This window comes from Rathayibacter sp. VKM Ac-2926 (assembly GCF_022815565.1).
Lineage (GTDB): Bacteria > Actinomycetota > Actinomycetes > Actinomycetales > Microbacteriaceae > Rathayibacter > Rathayibacter festucae.
In genome coordinates, this window is record NZ_JALGRS010000001.1 from 120,069 (window position 1) to 137,837 (window position 17,769).

The following is a 17,769-nucleotide window of genomic DNA, read 5'->3' on the forward strand; positions in this document are numbered from 1 at the left end:
GGTCCGGATCCGAGCCGCGTCTCTGGGGCTGAACCACCCCAACTGGTTGGTTGGGCATCGACGAGTGTACAGTTCGAGCGCCCGGAGGTGTAAGCGTGAGCGAGAAGAAGATCGAGCACGATGCGGCGGTCCCCGCCCGCGAGCGCATCCTCCGCGCCGCGACGGCCGAGTTCGCCGAGCACGGGTTCGCCGGCGCCCGCGTCGACCGGGTCGCCGCGGCGGCCGGCCTCAACAAGGAGCGGCTGTACGCCTACTACGGCGGCAAGCGCGGCCTGTTCGTCTCGACCGTGGTCGGCGCCCTGGAGGCGCTCGACGCGACGCTGCTCGCCGAGGCGGCCGACCTGCCGGACCTCGCCGGCCGGATGTTCGACCACGTCTGGGACCGCCCCGAGTTCCTCCGCCTGCTCACCTGGGCGCGCCTCGAGGGCGGCGGCGTCTGGGAGGAGGCGGGCGAGCGCCTCGGCAGCCGCCCCGCGCCGGAGGCCCGCGTGCTCGAGTGGCAGCAGGCCGGGATCGTCGACGCGAGCTGGTCGGCGGAGGACCTCTTCATCGCCCTGCTCGGGCTCTGCGAGATCTGGCACCTGACGCCGTTCGCGCAGCGCGGGGGCGACGGCACCCGCGAGCGCCGCCGCGCCTTCGTCGTGCACGTGGCGGCGCTGGTGGGGTCGCCGGCCAGCGGGCCGACCGGGGTCAGTCCGCGGTCGTGAGCCGCTCGAGGTAGCCGGCGAAGGCGAGCAGGTCGGCCTCGGGCCAGCTGCTCAGCGCCTCCTGCATCCGCTGGCGCTGCTGCCCGCCCAGGTCGCCCATCCGCTCGCGGCCGGCCGCGGTCAGCGTGAGGAAGCGGGCGCGGCCGTCGGCCGGATCGGCGGCGGTCTCCACCAGCTCCAGCGCGCAGAGCTGGCGGATCTGCCGGCTGATCACGCTGCGGTCGACGCCGAGGCGCTCGGCCGCGACGCTCGAGTGCACGGGACCGCAGCGCTCCAGCATCCGGAGCAACCGCAGCCCGAACGGCGGCAGCCCGGGGTCGATGCTCGCCGCCGCGTCGCGCACGGCCGTCCGGACCTGCACGGCGAGCGCGGTGATCTGCTCCTCGACCTGGAGCAGCGCGCTCGCCGGGGCAGCGGTCGGGACGGCCGGTGCGGCGGTCATCAGGGGCGCTCGGCCACGTCGATCGCGCCGGTGGCGGCGTGCCGGGCGTGGGCGACGGGCGCGGCGTGGCGGCCGTGTCCGCTGTCGTCGCGAGCGCGGTCGACGGTGACGCGGTCGACGTGGGTGCGCTCCTCCGCGTGCACCGCGTTGTCGCTCCGGACGCTCTGCCCGACCGGACGCAGCGCGGCCTGGCCGTCGGAAGCGGCGATCCGCGCGTCCTCCGCGCCGGCGACGACGCCCGAGGGCGCCGCCTTCAGCTGCACCGCGTTCTTGGTGCCGAGGTCGACGTTCGGCAGCAGCGTGACCGCGATCAGGGTGATGACGGCCAGCGGGATGCTGAAGAGGAAGACGTCGCCGATGCCGATGCCGTAGGCGCCCTCGACCACGAGGCGCACGGCGTCGGGCAGGGTCGACACCTGCGGGATGGTGCCGCTGCCGAGCGACGCGGCGGCGGCGGCCTGGTCGGCCGGAGCGAGTCCCGCGATGCCGCTCGCGGTGCGGTCGGCGATGACGGTGCCGAGGATCGAGCCGAGCACCGAGACGCCGATGGTGCCGCCGAGGCTGCGGAAGAACGTGACGGCGCTGGTCGCGACGCCGAGGTTCTTCACCTCGATCGAGTTCTGCACCACGAGCACCAGGTTCTGCATCAGCATGCCCAGGCCCGCGCCGAGGATCGCCATCGAGAGGCCGACGTACACGAAGCTCGTGTCGTAGCGGAGCTGGCTGAGCAGCGCCGTGCCGAGCACCGAGAACGACGCCCCGGTGATCATGATCGCCTTCCACTTGCCTGTGCGCGAGATGATCCCGCCGAAGATCGTCGAGGCGATCAGCAGTCCCGCCATCAGCGGGATCGTCAGCAGACCCGACTGGGTGGGCGTGGCGCCGCGGGCGAGCTGCATGTACTGCGCGAGGAAGACGGCGGTGCCGAAGAGCGAGACGCCGACCGAGATGCTCGCCACGACGGCGAGGCTGAAGGTGCGGTTCTTGAACATCCCCATCGGGATGATCGGCTCGGCGACGGTGAGCTCGGTGATCACCGCGGCGACCAGCAGCACGACGGAGCCGCCGACCATGACCGCGGTCTCCCAGGAAGCCCAGTCGAAGTTCTTGCCGGCCAGCGAGACCCAGATCAGCAGCAGCGAGACGCCGCCGGCGATGAGGACCGCGCCGAGGTAGTCGATCTTGACGGTGCGCTTGGGGTGCGCGGGGAGGCGCAGCGTCACCTGGAGCAGGATGATCGCGATGATCGCGACGGGCAGCGCGATGAAGAAGTTCCAGCGCCAGCCGAACGCGTCGGTGACGACGCCGCCGAGCAGCGGGCCGCCGACGGTGCCGATGGCCATCACGCCGCCGAAGAGGCCGGCGTACTTGCCGCGCTCCCGGGGGCTGATGATGTCGGCCATGATGATCTGGCTCAGCGCGGCGAGTCCGCCGGCGCCGAGGCCCTGGAAGACGCGGAACACGATGAGCATGTTCGTGTCCTGCGAGAAGCCGGCCGCGGCCGAGCCGATCACGAAGATCGCGAGCGCGAGCTGGATCAGCAGCTTGCGGTTGAAGAGGTCGGCGAACTTGCCCCAGAGCGGGGTGGAGACGGTGGTCGCGAGCAGCGTCGCGGTGACGACCCAGGTGTAGGCGTTCTGGTCGCCCTTGAGGTCGGAGATGATCAGCGGCAGCGAGGTCGACACGACCGTGCCCGCGAGGATCGAGACGAACATGCCCAGCAGCAGTCCGCTGAGGGATTCGAGCACCTGGCGGTGCGACATGGCCCCGTCGGGGCCGGTGGGGGTGGTGCGCTCTTCTCGAGTGCGCGTGCGCTCTGCGCGGGACATACGGCTCCTTGTTCACGGTGCGGCACCGGTGGCGATGCGGCGGTACTAGTTGACGGCGGTCAACTATTGACCGAGTGCAACTATATAGCCGAGCGAGGTGTTTCCGCCAGTGCCCTGCCCGTGCTCGTGCGCGGGGTGCTCTCAGCGGGCGATGCCGCGCCGGCGCAGCAGCAGGACCGCCGCCACGACCGCGGCAGCGAGCGCGACGAGGACCGCGACGCCCAGCGGCGAGCCGGCCGCGGCGCCGATCACCGCCCAGAGCACGGCGAAGCCGACCGTCGCGTAGATCAGCGCCCAGGCCGCGCAGCCCGGCAGCATCGCGAGCAGGTAGACGCCGAAGCGCATCCGGGCCGCTCCGGCCGCGGCGTTGATCATCGTCTGGAGTCCGACAGTGAGGAAGCTCACCGTGACCGCGGGAGCGCCGTAGCGAGCGAGCAGTGCCGACGCGCGCGTCAGCGCCGGGGACTCCAGCCACCGCCCCCACCGCCGCGAGGCCGCCCCGGTGACGACCGCCCGCGCGAGCCAGTACGTCGCCTGCGCCCGCACCAGCACGATGACGAACAGCGCCGCGAGCAGCTCCACGAACCCCAGCTCGTCGAGGAAGGCGGGCATGCGACGCCTCCCTCTCCTCGCTCGGCAGAAGGCAAGGCTACCCTTCCCTCCCCCGCGCCGAGTCGTGCTGGTCGAGCAGCCCCGCAGGGGCGTATCGAGACCCACCGTCATCAGCAGGGCGGGCCTGCAGACTCGTCCTGCTGACGCTGGCGGATCTCGATACGCCCGCCGCGCGGGCTACTCGATCAGCATGAAGCGCTGACCCTCTCCCGAGGCGCCCGCTCCATGCTGGTCGACCAGCCGCCCTGGGCCGCCCTTCATGCTGGTCGACCAGCTGCCCTCGGCCGCTCCTGCATGCTGGTCGAGTAGCCGCCTCCGGCGGCGTGTCGAGACCCACCGTAGTCGGACACTCGGGAGCGAGCCTCCTCCACAACCTCCGATCCGACGACATCGTCCCCGAGTCGCTCGCAACCATGCCCCGGTGTCGGTGGTCCCTGCTTCAATACTCGTATGACGGAGTTCGGATCGACGGAAGAGGTGCTCGCGCACCTGCGCGTGCTCAGCGACCGTGCCGCCGCGAACGCCCGCGCCGCAGCCCAGCCGCGTCTCGCCGAGGCCCGATATCTCTACGATTTCCACCGCACCGCCCTCGCCCATCCCGACGCCTTCGCCCGCGGCGAGACCCCCGGCGAGACCCGCGATCTCGTCGAGCGCTCCATCCGCGCCGAGCTCGCGGTCGCGGAGGGTCTGTCGGAGCAGGTGATCGCCCGCCGTCTCGAGAACGCCCAGCTGCTCTTCGAGCACCTGCCGCTCACGCGCGCCCTGCTCGCGCAGGCGCGCCTGCACTGGGAGGAGGGTGAGGCGATCTGCGCGACCGCCAGCAGCCTCCCCGAGGGGTCCCGCGCCACTCTCGATGAGCGCGTCGCGGAAGCGGCGCCGTCGATGACGCTCACGCAGCTGCGCCGCGCCCTGCGCCGCTGGCGAGAGGAACTGCACCAGGAGTCCCTCGCGGCGCGGCACGCCCGCGCCCGGACGGACCGGGCCGTGTGGGTCACGCCGGACGTGGACGGGATGGCGACGCTCTGCGTGTACGGGCCGGCCCCTGCGGTGATGGGCGCCTACGACCGCGCGGACCGGATGGCCCGTTCTCTACGCGATGCCGGAGACGAGCGCACGCTCTCGCAGCTGCGCGCGGACGTCGCTGTGGACCTGCTCTGCGACGGCGACATCATCGGCACCACTCCCGACGCCGAGGACCGGCCCGACCCGACGTTCGTCCCCGGCGTGCGCGCGGAGGTGCGGCTCACCCTCGCGGCGTCCACGGCCGTCGACCTCGACGACGAACCAGCGGAGCTGGACGGCTACGGCCCCGTGCCCGCGGCGGTCGCGCGGGAGCTCATCCGGACGGCGGCCTCCTTCACGCGCGTCCTGACCGATCGGGACACGGGTGCGGTCGTCTCCGTCGGCCGCACGCAGCGCCTCCCGCCGTCCCGCATGCGCCTGCACATGCAACTGCGCGATCAGACCTGCCGCTTCGCCGGCTGCCAGCGCACCTCCGCCCGCAGCGAAGCCGACCACACGATCGAGTGGCGCAACGGCGGCGAGACCTCCCTCGAGAACCTCGTCTCGCTCTGCACGGCGCACCATCATCTCCGACACGGCGACCGATGGACCTACACGAAGGACGACGACGGGACGATCGTGTGGACGACGCCGACCGGGCGGCGCGTCAGCAACCGGCCGCCCCCGCTGCCCGGGCGGCCGCCGGACCCGCCCCGGCGACCGCGCTTCGTCGACGCACCGCCGCCGTTCTGACGGTGGTGGATCTCGATACGCCCGCTCCGCGGGCTACTCGATCAGCATGCAACGCCCTCCCCTCACGGAGGCGCCCCTTCCCTACCACCGCGGATCCATGGGGAAGAGACACCCGCCTGCATGCTGGTCGAGCAGCCCCGCAGGGGCGTATCGAGACCCACCGCCATCAGCAGGGCGGGTCTGCAGACTCGTCCTTCCTAGGCTGGCGGATCTCGATACGGCCGCCGCGCGGGCTACTCGATCAGCATGAAGCACTGAACCGCTCCCGAGGCGCACCTTTCATGCTGGTCGAGTAGCCCGCAGGGCGTATCCAGACCCGCCGTGATCAGGCGCGGACCCGCCGTGATCCCGCGGGTGCCCGGCGCGGCTCCGACCCCGCCCCTAGGCTCGACGCATGGACAACATCGATCGGAAGATCCTCGATCTGCTGCGCCAGAACGCCCGCGCGGGCTACGGCGACATCGGCGGTGTCGTGGGGCTGTCCGCGTCGGCCGTGAAGCGCCGCGTCGACCGGCTGGTGGCCGACGGCGTCATCCGCGGCTTCACGATCAAGGTCGACCCCGCCGTCGACGGCATGGCCACCGAGGCCTACGTCGAGCTGTTCTGCCGCGGCACGGTCGCCCCCGACGAGCTGCGCCGCATCCTCTCGGCCGTCCCCGAGGTCGTCGACGCGGGCACGGTCACCGGCTCGGCCGACGCGATCGTGCACATCCGCTCGCGCGACATCCCGAGCCTCGAGCTCGCCCTCGAGAAGGTGCGCATCGCGCCGAACGTCGACCACACCCGCTCCGCGATCGTGCTCTCCCGCCTGATCCAGCGCGGCGAGGCGTAGCGGGAGCGCTCCCGCCTCAGTGCGAGCGGCCCGCGACCACGTCGGCGAGCGTCGCGAGCGGTGACGTCGTCGCCCGGCCCCTCGCCTCCGCCGCGTCGGCCAGGCCGTAGGCGCGGTAGAGCGACGTGACCGCCAGCCAGCGCAGCGGCTCCGGCTCCCACGGCCGCACCCGGTGGCCCACCCACGGCAGCTCGGTGAGCGGCGTGCTCTCGCCGAGCACGAGGTCGCGCAGCGTGCGCCCGGCGAGATTCGTCGCCGTGACGCCGGTGCCGACGAAGCCGCCCGCCCAGCCGAGACCGGTGGCGCGGTCGAGCCCGACGGTCGCGTGCCAGTCGCGCGGGACACCGAGCACGCCGGACCAGACGTGCTCGATCCCGACGCCGCGCAGCACCGGGAAGAACCGCTCGAGGATCTCGCGCAGCCGGCCGACCGTGCGCGGGTCGGTCGCCCCGTCGCGGTCGATCCGGGAGCCGAAGCGGTAGGGCACGCCCCGCCCGCCGATCGCGATGCGGTCGTCGGCCGTCCGCTGCGCGTACATGTAGGCGTGCGCCGCGTCGCCGAGGGTCTCGCGACCGGCCCAGCCGATCTCGTCCCAGACCTCGGGCGCGAGCGGCTCGGTCGCGATCAGCGACGAGTTCATCGGCAGCCACTCGCGGTGGTGCCCGGAGAGCCCGGCGGTGAAGCCCTCGGTCGCGCGCAGGACGATCGGCGCACGGACGACCCCGCGGGGTGTGACGGCCGCGCCGGGTCGGATCTCCTCCACCCGGGTGTCCTCGAAGATCCGCACGCCCAGCGCCTCGACCGTGCGGGCGAGCCCGGCCGCGAGCTTCGCGGGGTGCAGGCGCGCGCAGTGCGGGTGCCAGAGGCCGGCCGACGCGCCGCTGACCGCGATCCGCGCGGTCGTCTCCCGCGCGTCGAGCAGCTCGACGTCGGTGTGCGCGCGGGCGCGGGCCGCCGCCGCGGTGGCCAGGAGCCGGGCCCGCTGCGCCCCGCCGCGCGCCACCTGGAACTCGCCGCCCTTGACGATGTCGGCGTCGATCCCCTCGGCGGCCGCGGCCGCGATCACCGCGTCGACCGTCTCGTTCATCGCGAGCTGGAAGCGGTCGACCGCCTCCGCCCCGTGCGCGCGGGCGTAGGAAGCGACGCCGCCGGTGATCTCGTTCGTCAGCCAGCCGCCGTTGCGACCGGAGGCGCCGAAGCCGGCGAAGCGCTGCTCGAGGATCGCGATCCGCAGCGACGGGTCGGCCTTCGCGAGCGAGTACGCCGTCCACAGGCCGGTGTAGCCGGCGCCGACGATGCAGACGTCGACGTCGAGCGGACCGGGAAGCGCGGCCCGGGGCGTGGAACGACCGAGGGAGGCCCACCAGAACGACACGTCGCCGTTGATCACAGTGGGCCTCCCCCGGTTTCGCGGATCTCAGCGGGCGAGAGTCCCGCGAAGGATCAGAGTCCCGAGCTCGGGAACGTCTGCATCATCTCCGAGAACAGCGCCGCGGTCCAGCCGATCGCGATGATGAAGGAGACCGCCACCACGCCGAGGAAGATCCACAGCGGGAGCAGGCCGCCGCCGGTCACGCGCTTCACGACGACGCTGCGCCCGATCACGTAGACGTACGGAGCGGCGAGGAACGCCCAGGCCCAGTGGAACGGGCGCTGCACGCCGGCCTTCTTCAGCTGCCGGTAGTCGAGGAACGCGAAGACGACCTCGGCCGCGTAGATCAGGAAGCCGACGACCTGCACGGCGCCGAGCCCGACGAGGTAGGCGGTCGACATCCCCATCGAGGCTCGCGGTCCGTAGGTCGACGAGACCGCCGAGTCGGCGATGGCCCCCGGCGAGAGCAGGAAGATCGACAGCGCCGACAGCAGCGGCAGGAGCACGACGACCCAGATCCACGGGGTGCTGGTGACGATGCCCGGGTCGCGCGGCTGCGGCGCGGGGCGGCCGGCGTAGGCGGGCTGCTGGCCGGGCTGCTGGCCGTACTGCTGCGGGTACTGCTGGCTGTACTCCTGCGGCGGCTGCTGGCCCTGCGGCGACTGCTGGCCGTACGGAGCCTGCTGGCTGTACGGCGTCTGCTCGCCGTACCGCGGCTGCTGCGGGATCTCGCGCTCGGGCGCGGACTGACCGGACGCCGACTGGCCGTAGCTCGTGGCCTGGCCGCTCGAGGTCTCGCCGTAGGCGGGGCCGGAGACAGGCGGCACGATCGGCGGCTGCGGCGCCGCGGGCGGCTGCGGTGCGCCCTGCGCAGCGGGAGGGGTCGGGGCAGCGGGAGGGGTCGGGGCGGCGGGAGCCGCGGCGGGAGCGTCGCGCAGCGAATCGGTCCAGCCCTGGCCGTCCCACCAGCGCTGGCGCGGCGAGCCCGCGGGATCCGGGTACCAGCCGGCGCGCGGTCCGGAGGCCGAGGCAGCGCCCCGCTCCTGCTCGCCGTTCCGGTCGTCGCCGTGCTCGTTGCCGCCCTGGTCGTCCGTCATCGCGTCCTCCGCTCCCCTTCGGGCGCTCTGCCCGCCATCGGAGACGAGCGTATCGCCGCGATCCCCGATCGCACCTGGACGCGGCCTTGCCACGACCTCTGCCACGCCTGAGCGGACGCCGTGCGCCCACCTCCGCCAGGATGGACGGATGCCGCACCTCCTCCGCGCCCGCGCCCTGCTCTTCGACATGGACGGCACCCTCGTCGACTCCACCGCGATCGTGGAGACGATCTGGCGCTCCTTCGCCGAGCGCTTCGCCCTCGACCCCGCCGTCGTCCTGGGCGCCGTGCACGGTGTCCGCGCGGAGGACAGCGTCCGCCGCTTCGCTTCCGCGGGCAGCGACGTCGCCGGGATCGTCGACGAGCTGAACGCCTACGAGCTCGAGCACACCGAGGGCACGGTCGAGATCCCCGGCGCCGTCGCCTTCCTCGCCGCGCTCCCCCGCGACCGCGTCGCGCTGGTCACCTCGGCGAGCCCCGCGCTGGCCGCCGGCCGGCTCGCCGCCGCCGGCGTCCCCTCCCCCGCCGCCGTCGTCACCGCCGACGACGTCGTGCACGGCAAGCCGGCCCCCGACGGCTACCTCGCCGCCGCCGGACTCCTCGGGGTCGACCCGGCCGACGCGGTCGTCTTCGAGGACGCCGAGGCCGGGATCCTCGCGGGTCTCGCCGCCGGCATGCGCGTCGTCGTCGTCGGCGCGCACGAGTCCGAGACCACCCGCGGGCTCCCGCGGATCCCGCACTACTCCGACGCGGGCGTCGAGCGCGACGGCGACGAGCTGGTGCTCACCCTGCCCTGAGCCGGCACGCGCCTCCGGCGCTCAGTACCGGATCGCGTCGATCACCTTCACCCGGACCGCCACGATCGCGGGCACGAGCCCGGCCAGCGCGCCCACGAGCGTCGCCGCCCCGAGCCCCAGCAGCGCCGCCTCGACCGGGAACGGCGGGATGTCGCTGATCCCGTTCTCCTTGACGAGCGCGACCGTCCACGGGTTCGTCACCAGGATCACCGCGATCGTCACGCCGACCACGCCGGCGACGACCGTCGCGACGACGCTCTCCATCATGATCGAGAAGAAGATCCGCCCCGAGGAGGCGCCGAAGCTGCGCCGGATGCCGATCTCGCGGATCCTCTGCCGCACGGTGACGAGCGCGATGTTGAGCAGTCCGAGCGCGCCGAGCGCCAGCACGAGGCCGGCGACACCGCCGATCACCCAGGTGAGCACCGCGAACGGGTCGGAGTCGTAGCTGAGGTAGTCCTGCCGGTAGACGTCCGCCTCGAAGCCCGGGCCGAGCGCCGCGGTGACGTCGCGCTTGACGGCCTCGATCAGCGGGTCCGCGATCTCGAGCGGCACCCACATCTCGTAGTTCGGCAGCTGCGGCCCGCCGAACGCGGGGTCCGCCTCGGGCGCGACGGCCGAGTAGGCGTCGACGAGCATCATCGCGCTCGGAGTGGTGTCGTACTGGTTCGAGGGCGTCACCCCGATCACGACCGCGGTCGTGTCGTGCTCGCCGCCGAGGAGGGTCGCGGTCGGGTGGGTCCGCAGGTCCGGGCGCCCGAGGCGGTCCCAGAAGACCTCGTTGATCACGAGAGCGGGAGCGAGCCGCCGCTCGTCGCCCTCGGCGAACCAGCTGCCGCTCGTCAGCTCCACCCGGTGCATCTCCGCATAGGGCTGGTCGACCGCGGTGATCCCGACGTCGACCGCGCCGTCGGTGAACTGGACGCGGGTGCCGCCGTAGGTCGTGCGGCTCGCGTAGTCGATGCGGTAGCGCTCGAGCACCTTCTCCCAGGCGTTCTGCATCACGACCGGGTCGACGACGCCCTCGGGGCCGGTCGTGTAGGCGCTGATGTACAGGCTCGCGGGCCGGCCGCCGCTGCGCTCCGAGACCTCGATGTTCGCCTGCCGGGCGATCCCGCCCGCGGCGACGACGCCGGTGAGCGCCGCGACGGCCACCGCCACGCCGATCAGCGAGAGCAGCACGCGGCCGCGGTGGATCCGCAGCTCGGTCCACGCCTCGACGATCGCGCCGACGACGCCGGTGAGGCCGCCCATCAGTGCCGCCCCGAGCTCGTCGCGGGGGCGGCGGTCGCGGACGTCGAGGCGCTGAGCCTGCCGTGGTCGAGCCGGTAGTGCCGCTCGGCGCGGGCCGCGATCGCCGGGTCGTGGGTGATGGTGACCAGGGCCGAGCCGGACTCCTGGGCGATCTCGTCGAGCAGGCTCATCACGCTCTCGCCGGTGTCGGTGTCGAGCGCGCCGGTCGGCTCGTCGGCGAGGATCAGCCGCGGACGGCGGACGAGAGCGCGCGCGATGGCGATCCGCTGCTGCTCGCCGCCGGACATCCGGCCGGGCATCGAGTCGACCCGGTGCCCCAGCCCGACCCGCTCCAGCATCTCGGCGGCCAGCGACGCCCGCCGCCAGAACTCGGTGCCGGTCGCGTAGAGCAGCGGCGTCATCACGTTCTCGCGGGCGGTGCGGCCCTCGAGCAGATTGAACTGCTGGAAGATGAAGCCGATGCTGCCGCCGCGGATCCGCGCGCGGGCCCGCGAGGAGAGCGACTCGGTGGGCTTCCCCTCGAGCAGCATCCGCCCCTCGGTCGGCTCGTCGATCAGGCCGAGGATGTTCAGGAGCGTCGACTTGCCGGACCCGCTGCGGCCGACGACCGAGACGTGGTCGCCCTCGCCGACCTCCAGGTCGACGCCGTCGAGGATCGTCAGCGGGGGCGCGTCGGGCAGGGGGACGACCTTGCGGATCCCCTCGAGCCGCAGGATCGTGCGCTTCCCGTCGGTCACGAGCCCGTCCGTCACGAGCAGTACACCGAGCCGTCGGCGTTCTGCACGCAGTTCCCCTCGAGCTGCTCGCCCTCGCCCGCGGCGGCGCCCGGCACGAACTGCAGGATCTCGGCGCCCTCGTCCACGCCGCCGGTGACCTCGATGCTGATCCCGTCGGTGAGGCCGAGGGTGACCGGGACCTCCTCGGTCGAGCCGTCCTCGGCGAGGCGGTAGACGACGCCCGACTCGGCGGTGCCCTCGACGGCGGTGGTCGGCACGACGAGCACGTTCTCGGCGAGGCCGCCCGCGAGGGTGACGGTGGCGGCGAGGCCGGGGAACACGGTCACCTCGCCCGGGACCTGGCAGCGGAAGCTGGTGCCGGATCCGCCGGTCGCGCCCGTGCCGCCGGTCTCGCCCGCGGGCGTCTCGCCCTCGCCTGCGAGCGGGGTGGTGATGGTGAGCCCGGTGCAGGTGAAGGCGGCGGGGCCGCCGGTGACGGCGATCTGCGCCTCGGTCGGCCGGTTCTGGATCCGGTACAGCTGCTCGGCGTCGATCGAGCCGGTGACCGCGTAGGTCGGCGGGGCGACCTGGCCGGTGACCTCGCCGACCGCGACGGCCTGGTCGTGGATGACGCCGAGGGCGCTGAGCACGCCGGCCGCCGGGGCGTAGACGCGCTCGAAGCGGACGGAGGGCGGCGGCTGGGTGACGGTGACGAGGCCGTCGGGGCCGGTGGTCTCGACCGGCTCGCGCACGGTCTCGACGCGGATGTCGTAGATCAGGTCGCCCGAGGCGACGGTGGCGCCCTGGGTGATGTAGACGTCGTCGACGGTGCCGACGGCGGTCGCCTTGACCGGCACGGCCGGGTCGGCGGCGACGGTGCCCTGCAGCGTGAGGTCGTTGGTGACGGTGCCGCGGCCGACGACGACGGTCGGCTCGGTCAGCTCACCGGTGGGGACGGTCGGGTCGGCCTCGGCGGACCCGTCCGGGAAGAACGCGATCTTGACCAGCGCGACCGCGACGGCCCCGATGACCACCAGCCAGAGGATCGGGAACACCCATCGTCGAACCGCACCCATGTCTGTCCCCCGACTCCGGCGCCCGTGCGCCCTGCGGCACTCCCCCGTGGCGTGCCGCTCGGCAGCCTATCGACCGCGTGACGCACCGCGCGTCAGCCGCTGTGACTACTCCGGGGGCGGGTCTCGATACGCCCCTCCGGGGCTACTCGACCAGCATGGTGCGGCGGGCCCATGCTGATCGAGTAGCCCGCGCAGCGGGCGTATCGAGATCCACCGGCGTCAGGCGCCGAGCTTCGCGACGACCGCGGCGACGCGGCGCGCCCGCGTCTCGGCGGCCTTCGCGCCCTCGACGGCGGTGACGTGGGCCTTCCGCGCACTCGGCGAGAGGGCGTCGAAGGCGGCGGTGGCCCCGGCCGCGCTCAGCGCGGCGGCGAGGTCCTCCGGCACGGCGACCGTGCGCGGGGCGGAGTCGAGCTCGAGGTCGACCTCGATCGCGTCCCTGCCGGCAAGACCCGACGCGGCGCGCTTCTCCGACGAGAAGGAGATCAGCGCACGGCCGCCCATCGCACCGACCGTGCCTCGGAAGGCGTAGCCGTTGACGACGACGCTCACCGCGGGCCGCTTGCCGCCGCCGAGGGCGTCGAGCACCTCGGACGGAACCTCGATGCCGGTGTTGTTGCCGATCTGGAAGAGCGTCGTCGTGTAGCGCACGGGACGAGGATGGCACGCGGTGGGGATGCCCGCCAGGGGCTCAGCAGTCGCGGTCGGCCGGGTCCTCGCCGTCCTGCCGGCCGGGATCGCCGAGCGCCGAGCGCACGGCGTCGACGGTCATCCGGCCCTCCGGATCGAGGCGGGTGAGCATCCGCGTCATGATGTCGGCGAGCTGCGGGATCTGCTCCGCGTCGAGCGGGTCGATGACGTCCGCGAGCACCGTCGCGACGTGACCCGGGGCGGTGTCGACGATCTTTTGCAGCCCGGCATCCGTGAGCACCGCGTTGGTCGCGCGCCCGTCGGTCGGGCACGGCCGGCGCTCCAGGTAGCCGCGGGCGACGAGCCGGGTGACGACGTGCGAGAGCCGCGGGAGGGTGGCGTTCGTGCGGGCGGCGAGCGTCGTCATCCGCAGGGCCCGGTCGGGCGCCTCCGACAGCATCGCGAGCGTCATGTACTCGAAGTGGGTCAGCCCCGCGTCGCGCTGCAGCTGGGTGTCGAGCGCGCCGGGCAGCAGCTCGACCACCGCGACGAACCGCAGCCACGCCGCCAGCTGCTCCTGCGTGAGCCAGCGCGTACCCGCCGCACCCGCCGCTCCCCCGTCATCCATCCCCCCACCCTACCGCTTTGTTGCCGCGACAAGTAAGCGGAGCGAGCGAACGCCCGTGACAGGAAGCCTCCGAATCGGCGCCCACTCTCAAGGCGATCCGCGGATTCGCGTGCCAGCGAATCCGCGAAGCCGAACGCACCCCGCTCTGCGAAACGCGCCCGCCTCGCGAGCCGACCGCGCCGAGCCGCACAGGGGGCGGCTCGGAAGACAACTCAGACGACGTCGTCGGACAGATCGATCGACGCTCCGAAGCGGTGGTTGGTGATCGAGATCGACTGCTCCCGGAGGAAGGGCAGCAGCTCCACCCGGCCGGCCGGAGTGACGGGGTCGGCGTAGATCGCGACGTCGGGCGAGCCGCCGAGCGCCTCGGCGAGCGCCGTCGACAGCGGCACCCGCGAGCCGTCCGCGCGCACGAGCGGGACGGGCTTGCCGGTGCTGCCGCGGGTCATGCCGCTGACCACGTCGGTGAAGGAGCGGGTGGAATCGCGGACGCTCTGCAGCGCCTCGATCGAGGAGTCCGGGCCGAGCGACGGCGCGGTGCCGCCCTGGGGTCCGCCGAACTCGTCGACCCGGTCCGAGACGATGTCGCCGACGATCCGGATCCGCGAGGCGGTGATCCGGCCGGCCGCGGCGCGGGCGAGCCACTGCGCGTCCGACTCCACGATCACCTTCGGCGCCAGGCCCGCCATCTCGAGCAGCTCGTCGCCGGCGAGCATCCCGGCGACCTTGGGCGGCAGCGGGATCGACGTCGACACGTCCAGGCGCGCCCGCACGAGCAGCGCCGCGGCGATGACGCGGAGGAGCTCGCCGAGGTCGCCGCCGTCGGCCAGCCGCACGGCGACCGGCACCCGGAGGTAGCGGAACAGATTGCGCTCGACGCCGACCTTCGAGATGTCGGAGACGACGCCGAACTCGGTCGCCCAGGCGAGCTGGTCCGAGAGCGCCGAACGGCGCAGCAGGTCGAACTGCTCGAACTGCAGCGAGGACTGCGCGGCCTCGATGAACTGCCGGGCGCGGTCGTCCAGGCCCCGGAGGTGCAGGGTCGTCGACGGGCGGGCCGGCGAGGGCTTCCAGGAGCCGAGCCCGATCAGGTGGTTCGGCCCGCCGGCCTTGGCCCCGCCACCGACGGAGGAGCGCTTCCAGCCGCCGAACGGCTGGCGGCGGACGATCGCCCCGGTGATGCCGCGGTTGACGTAGAGGTTGCCGGCCTCGACCGAGTCGAGCCAGAGCGCGAGCTCGTCCGAGTGCAGCGAGTGCAGCCCGGCGGTGAGGCCGTAGTCCGTGGCGTTCTGCAGGCGGATCGCGTCCTCGAGGGTCGCGGCGTGCATGATGCCGAGCACCGGGCCGAAGAACTCGGTGAGGTGGGCGTAGCTGTTCTCGGTGACGCCCTCGCGCACACCCGGCGACCACAGCCGCCCGGTGTCGTCGAGGCGCTTCGGCTCGACGAGCCAGGACTCCCCCGCGCCGAGGGTGGTCAGCGCGTGCGCGAGCTTGCCGGTCGGCTTCTCGATCAGCGGGCCCATCGCGGCGGCCGGGTCGCTCGGCCAGCCGACGCGGAGGGACGTGACGGCGTCGACCAGCTGCGCGCGGAACCGCTTCGAGCGGGCGACCGAGCCGACGAGGATCACCAGGGAGGCGGCCGAGCACTTCTGCCCGGCGTGCCCGAAGGCGCTCCGCACGATGTCGGCGACAGCGAGGTCGTAGTCCGCGTGCGGGGTGACGACGATCGCGTTCTTGCCGCTGGTCTCGGCGAGCAGCGGCAGGTCGGGGCGCCAGGAGCGGAAGAGCTTCGCCGTCTCGTAGGAGCCGGTGAGCAGCACCCGGTCGACCAGCGGGTCGGTGATCAGGGCGCGGCCGAGCGTCTCCTCGTCGAGGTCGACGAGCGCGACGAGGTCCTGCGGGATCCCGGCGTCCCAGAGCGCCTCCACGAGCACCGCGGCCGAGCGCCGGGCCTGCGGGGCCGGCGTGACGACGACTCCGGAGCCCGCGGCGAGCGCCGCGAGGATCGAGCCGGCCGGGATCGCGACGGGGAAGTTCCACGGCGGAGCGACCACGGTGACCCGCTCGGGCACGAAGGTGGCGCCACCGACGGCGTCCAGCTCGCGGGCGCGGGTGGCGTAGTAGTGGGCGAAGTCGATCGCCTCGGACACCTCGGGGTCGGCCTCGGCGACCGTCTTGCCGGTCTCGGAGGCCATCACCTCGATCAGCCGGTCGCGGTTGGCCGCGAGCGCGAGCCCCGCGCGGTCGAGGATCGCGGCGCGGTCGTAGCCGAGGCGCTCGCCCCAGCGCTCCGCCCGGAGCGCGACCCGGCGCAGCAGCTCCTGCAGCTCCGCCGCGTCGGTGATCCGGGCGCGGTCGGCCGCGAGGGTGCCGATGGTCGATCGCGCGATGCGGTCGGTGATCAGCCGGGCCCAGCGGCGGTTGCCCGGGAGCGCCGGGTCGGTGTCGGGCTCGTTGCGGAAGGCGCTGGTCGCCGCGGTCGCCCCGGAGCCGCGGCGCAGCCCCAGCACCGCCTCGGTGAGACCCTCGGCGGCCGGATCCTGCACACGGGCGCCGGCGCCGGCGTGCTCGCGCACGAGACGGACACCGGAGCCGGACGACCACTCGCGGAGGCGGTCCTGAATGCGGTTCGGGGTCGGCACCGTGTCGTCGAGCGCCTCGAGCGAGGCGCGGAAGCGGCCGAGCTCGCGCTGCAGCACGCTCTCGTCCTCGAGCTCGAAGACGGCCGAGAGGAAGTTCTCCGGGCTGGAGTTCTCCTCCAAGCGGCGGATCAGGTACGAGATCGCGACGTCGAATTCGCGCGGGTGCACGACCGGCGTGTAGAGCAGGAGCCGGCCGACGTCCTCGCGGACGGCGCGCGCCTGACCGGTCGCCATGCCGAGCAGCATCTCGATGTCGACCGCGTCGGCGACGCCGCGCTCGTTCGCGGTGATCCAGGCCCAGGCGATGTCGAAGAGGTTGTGACCGGCCACGCCGATCCGGACCGCGTCCGTCCGCTCGGGCCGCAGCGCGTAGTCGAGCAGCCGCTTGTAGTTCGTGTCGGCCTCGGCCTTGCTGCCGACCGTCGCGAGCGGCCAGTCGTGGATCGCCGCGTCCACCCGCTCCATCGCGAGGTTCGCGCCCTTCACCACGCGGACCTTGATCGGCGCTCCGCCGAGCCGCCGGCGCTCGGTCGCCCACTCCGTCAGCGAGGCCAGCACGCCGAGGGCGTCGGGGAGATACGCCTGCAGCACGATGCCGGCCTCGAGCTGCTGCATCCCCGGCTGCTCGAGGAGACGGCGGAACACCGCGACCGTGAGGTCGAGGTCCTTGTACTCCTCCATGTCGAGGTTGATGAACTTGGGCTCCGGGCTCGCCGCGGCGAACTGGTAGAGCGGGGTCAGCCGCTGCACGACGCGGTCGACGGCCTCGTCGAACGCCCACATCGAGAGCTGGCTGGCGATGCTGGAGACCTTGATGCTCACGTAGTCGACGTCGTCGCGCTCGAGCAGCCGCCGGGTGCCCTCGAGGCGCCGGTCGGCCTCGCGCTCGCCGAGCACGGCCTCGCCGAGCAGGTTGAGGTTGAGGCGGTCGCCGCCCTCGCGCAGCCGGCGGATCGCCGAGCCGAGCCGGGCGTCGGAGGCGTCGACGACGAGGTGGCCCACCATCCGGCGCAGCACCTGGCGGGCCGCCGGGACGACGACCCACGGCAGCACCGGGCCGACGGCGCCGCCGGTCGCGACCGCGGCGCGCAGGTAGGAGGGGAGGAACGCGGGGGTCTTCGCGGTCAGCGCGGCGAGGTTCTCGGCCGCGACCACCGGGTCCTCCGGGCGGGCGACCCCGTCGACGAAGCCGACCGTGAAGTCGAGACCGTTCGGATCCTGCAGGACACCGGCGAGGCGCTGCGCCGCGGGGTCGACCGGGAACGCCCGGCTGCGCACCAGCCAGCGGCGCACCAGCGCCTCGACGCGGGACAGGATCGGCGCCTCGACGTCGAACTCGGGCTTCTGCCGGGGCAGCCGCAGCGCCATGCCGGTCTGGTAC

General features: G+C 73.4%; 15 protein-coding genes. 4 read left to right on the top strand and 11 right to left on the bottom strand.

What is annotated here, in order from left to right:
* Positions 1-95 precede the first annotated feature (95 nt).
* Positions 96-707, top strand: a complete 612-nt coding sequence (locus tag MT351_RS00580) for a TetR family transcriptional regulator (RefSeq protein WP_243580985.1) — start codon at positions 96-98, stop codon at positions 705-707.
* Here MT351_RS00580 and MT351_RS00585 read toward each other — a convergent pair.
* The 3 genes from MT351_RS00585 to MT351_RS00595 form a co-directional block, all read right to left on the bottom strand.
* Entirely contained in the window at positions 691-1,149 is a 459-nt protein-coding gene (locus MT351_RS00585; protein WP_243580986.1) for a MarR family winged helix-turn-helix transcriptional regulator, read from the bottom strand. The two genes, MT351_RS00580 and MT351_RS00585, sit on opposite strands and share 17 nt — an antisense overlap.
* Positions 1,149-2,912 (bottom strand): MDR family MFS transporter, encoded by a 1,764-nt coding sequence (locus MT351_RS00590; protein ID WP_243581133.1) that lies wholly within the window; start codon positions 2,910-2,912, stop codon positions 1,149-1,151. The genes MT351_RS00585 and MT351_RS00590 overlap by 1 nt, the downstream gene beginning before the upstream one ends.
* Before the next feature lie 207 nt (positions 2,913-3,119).
* Positions 3,120-3,590 (bottom strand): DedA family protein, encoded by a 471-nt coding sequence (locus tag MT351_RS00595; RefSeq protein ID WP_243580987.1) that lies wholly within the window; start codon positions 3,588-3,590, stop codon positions 3,120-3,122.
* Positions 3,591-4,040: 450 nt separating this feature from the next.
* Between MT351_RS00595 and MT351_RS00600 the strand changes: the two genes are divergently transcribed.
* Both MT351_RS00600 and MT351_RS00605 read left to right on the top strand, forming a co-directional pair.
* Positions 4,041-5,345, top strand: coding sequence for an HNH endonuclease signature motif containing protein (locus MT351_RS00600; RefSeq protein WP_243580988.1), 1,305 nt, complete (start codon positions 4,041-4,043; stop codon positions 5,343-5,345).
* A gap of 394 nt (positions 5,346-5,739) precedes the next feature.
* Complete coding sequence (locus MT351_RS00605) at positions 5,740-6,177, top strand: Lrp/AsnC family transcriptional regulator (RefSeq protein WP_055786568.1); 438 nt, start codon at positions 5,740-5,742, stop codon at positions 6,175-6,177.
* A gap of 16 nt (positions 6,178-6,193) precedes the next feature.
* Here the strand turns inward: MT351_RS00605 and MT351_RS00610 are convergent, their stop codons facing one another.
* Together MT351_RS00610 and MT351_RS00615 are read right to left on the bottom strand one after the other, a co-directional pair.
* Complete coding sequence (locus MT351_RS00610; protein ID WP_243580989.1) at positions 6,194-7,567, bottom strand: FAD-binding oxidoreductase; 1,374 nt, start codon at positions 7,565-7,567, stop codon at positions 6,194-6,196.
* 53 nt (positions 7,568-7,620) lie between these two features.
* On the bottom strand, positions 7,621-8,646 hold the full coding sequence (locus MT351_RS00615) for a DUF2510 domain-containing protein (protein ID WP_243580990.1): 1,026 nt from the start codon (positions 8,644-8,646) through the stop codon (positions 7,621-7,623).
* 148 nt (positions 8,647-8,794) lie between these two features.
* Between MT351_RS00615 and MT351_RS00620 the strand changes: the two genes are divergently transcribed.
* The gene (locus MT351_RS00620; RefSeq protein WP_243580991.1) at positions 8,795-9,442 is read left to right on the top strand and encodes an HAD-IA family hydrolase; all 648 of its coding nucleotides are present in this window, start codon (positions 8,795-8,797) and stop codon (positions 9,440-9,442) included.
* Positions 9,443-9,463: 21 nt separating this feature from the next.
* On the opposite strand, the gene MT351_RS00625 is transcribed toward MT351_RS00620, so the two are convergent.
* The 6 genes from MT351_RS00625 to MT351_RS00650 form a co-directional block, all read right to left on the bottom strand.
* Positions 9,464-10,696 (bottom strand): ABC transporter permease, encoded by a 1,233-nt coding sequence (locus MT351_RS00625; RefSeq protein ID WP_132434806.1) that lies wholly within the window; start codon positions 10,694-10,696, stop codon positions 9,464-9,466.
* On the bottom strand, positions 10,696-11,433 hold the full coding sequence (locus MT351_RS00630) for an ABC transporter ATP-binding protein (protein ID WP_123735562.1): 738 nt from the start codon (positions 11,431-11,433) through the stop codon (positions 10,696-10,698). Before MT351_RS00630 ends, MT351_RS00625 begins: the two co-directional genes overlap by 1 nt.
* 11 nt (positions 11,434-11,444) lie before the next feature.
* On the bottom strand, positions 11,445-12,467 hold the full coding sequence (locus MT351_RS00635; RefSeq protein ID WP_123734906.1) for an efflux RND transporter periplasmic adaptor subunit: 1,023 nt from the start codon (positions 12,465-12,467) through the stop codon (positions 11,445-11,447).
* Positions 12,468-12,707: 240 nt separating this feature from the next.
* Positions 12,708-13,139 carry a DUF1905 domain-containing protein gene (locus tag MT351_RS00640; RefSeq protein WP_243580992.1) on the bottom strand — a complete coding sequence of 144 codons (432 nt, stop codon included), beginning with the start codon at positions 13,137-13,139 and terminating at the stop codon, positions 12,708-12,710.
* Between the two features lie 40 nt (positions 13,140-13,179).
* A complete protein-coding gene (locus MT351_RS00645) occupies positions 13,180-13,746 on the bottom strand; it encodes a MarR family winged helix-turn-helix transcriptional regulator (protein WP_123734904.1) in 567 nt (188 codons plus the stop codon).
* A 212-nt stretch (positions 13,747-13,958) separates the two neighbouring features.
* Positions 13,959-17,756 carry a bifunctional proline dehydrogenase/L-glutamate gamma-semialdehyde dehydrogenase gene (locus MT351_RS00650; protein ID WP_132435637.1) on the bottom strand — a complete coding sequence of 1,266 codons (3,798 nt, stop codon included), beginning with the start codon at positions 17,754-17,756 and terminating at the stop codon, positions 13,959-13,961.
* Positions 17,757-17,769: the final 13 nt, after the last annotated feature.

Coding starts and splice junctions, on each gene's coding strand:
- MT351_RS00585 (WP_243580986.1), bottom strand. CDS start 1,149: ATGACCGCCGCACCGGCCGTCCCGACCGCTGCCCCGGCGAGCGCGCTG.
- MT351_RS00590 (WP_243581133.1), bottom strand. CDS start 2,912: ATGTCGCACCGCCAGGTGCTCGAATCCCTCAGCGGACTGCTGCTGGGC.
- MT351_RS00595 (WP_243580987.1), bottom strand. CDS start 3,590: ATGCCCGCCTTCCTCGACGAGCTGGGGTTCGTGGAGCTGCTCGCGGCG.
- MT351_RS00600 (WP_243580988.1), top strand. CDS start 4,041: ATGACGGAGTTCGGATCGACGGAAGAGGTGCTCGCGCACCTGCGCGTG.
- MT351_RS00605 (WP_055786568.1), top strand. CDS start 5,740: ATGGACAACATCGATCGGAAGATCCTCGATCTGCTGCGCCAGAACGCC.
- MT351_RS00615 (WP_243580990.1), bottom strand. CDS start 8,646: ATGACGGACGACCAGGGCGGCAACGAGCACGGCGACGACCGGAACGGC.
- MT351_RS00620 (WP_243580991.1), top strand. CDS start 8,795: ATGCCGCACCTCCTCCGCGCCCGCGCCCTGCTCTTCGACATGGACGGC.
- MT351_RS00625 (WP_132434806.1), bottom strand. CDS start 10,696: ATGGGCGGCCTCACCGGCGTCGTCGGCGCGATCGTCGAGGCGTGGACC.
- MT351_RS00645 (WP_123734904.1), bottom strand. CDS start 13,746: ATGGATGACGGGGGAGCGGCGGGTGCGGCGGGTACGCGCTGGCTCACG.
- MT351_RS00650 (WP_132435637.1), bottom strand. CDS start 17,756: ATGGCGCTGCGGCTGCCCCGGCAGAAGCCCGAGTTCGACGTCGAGGCG.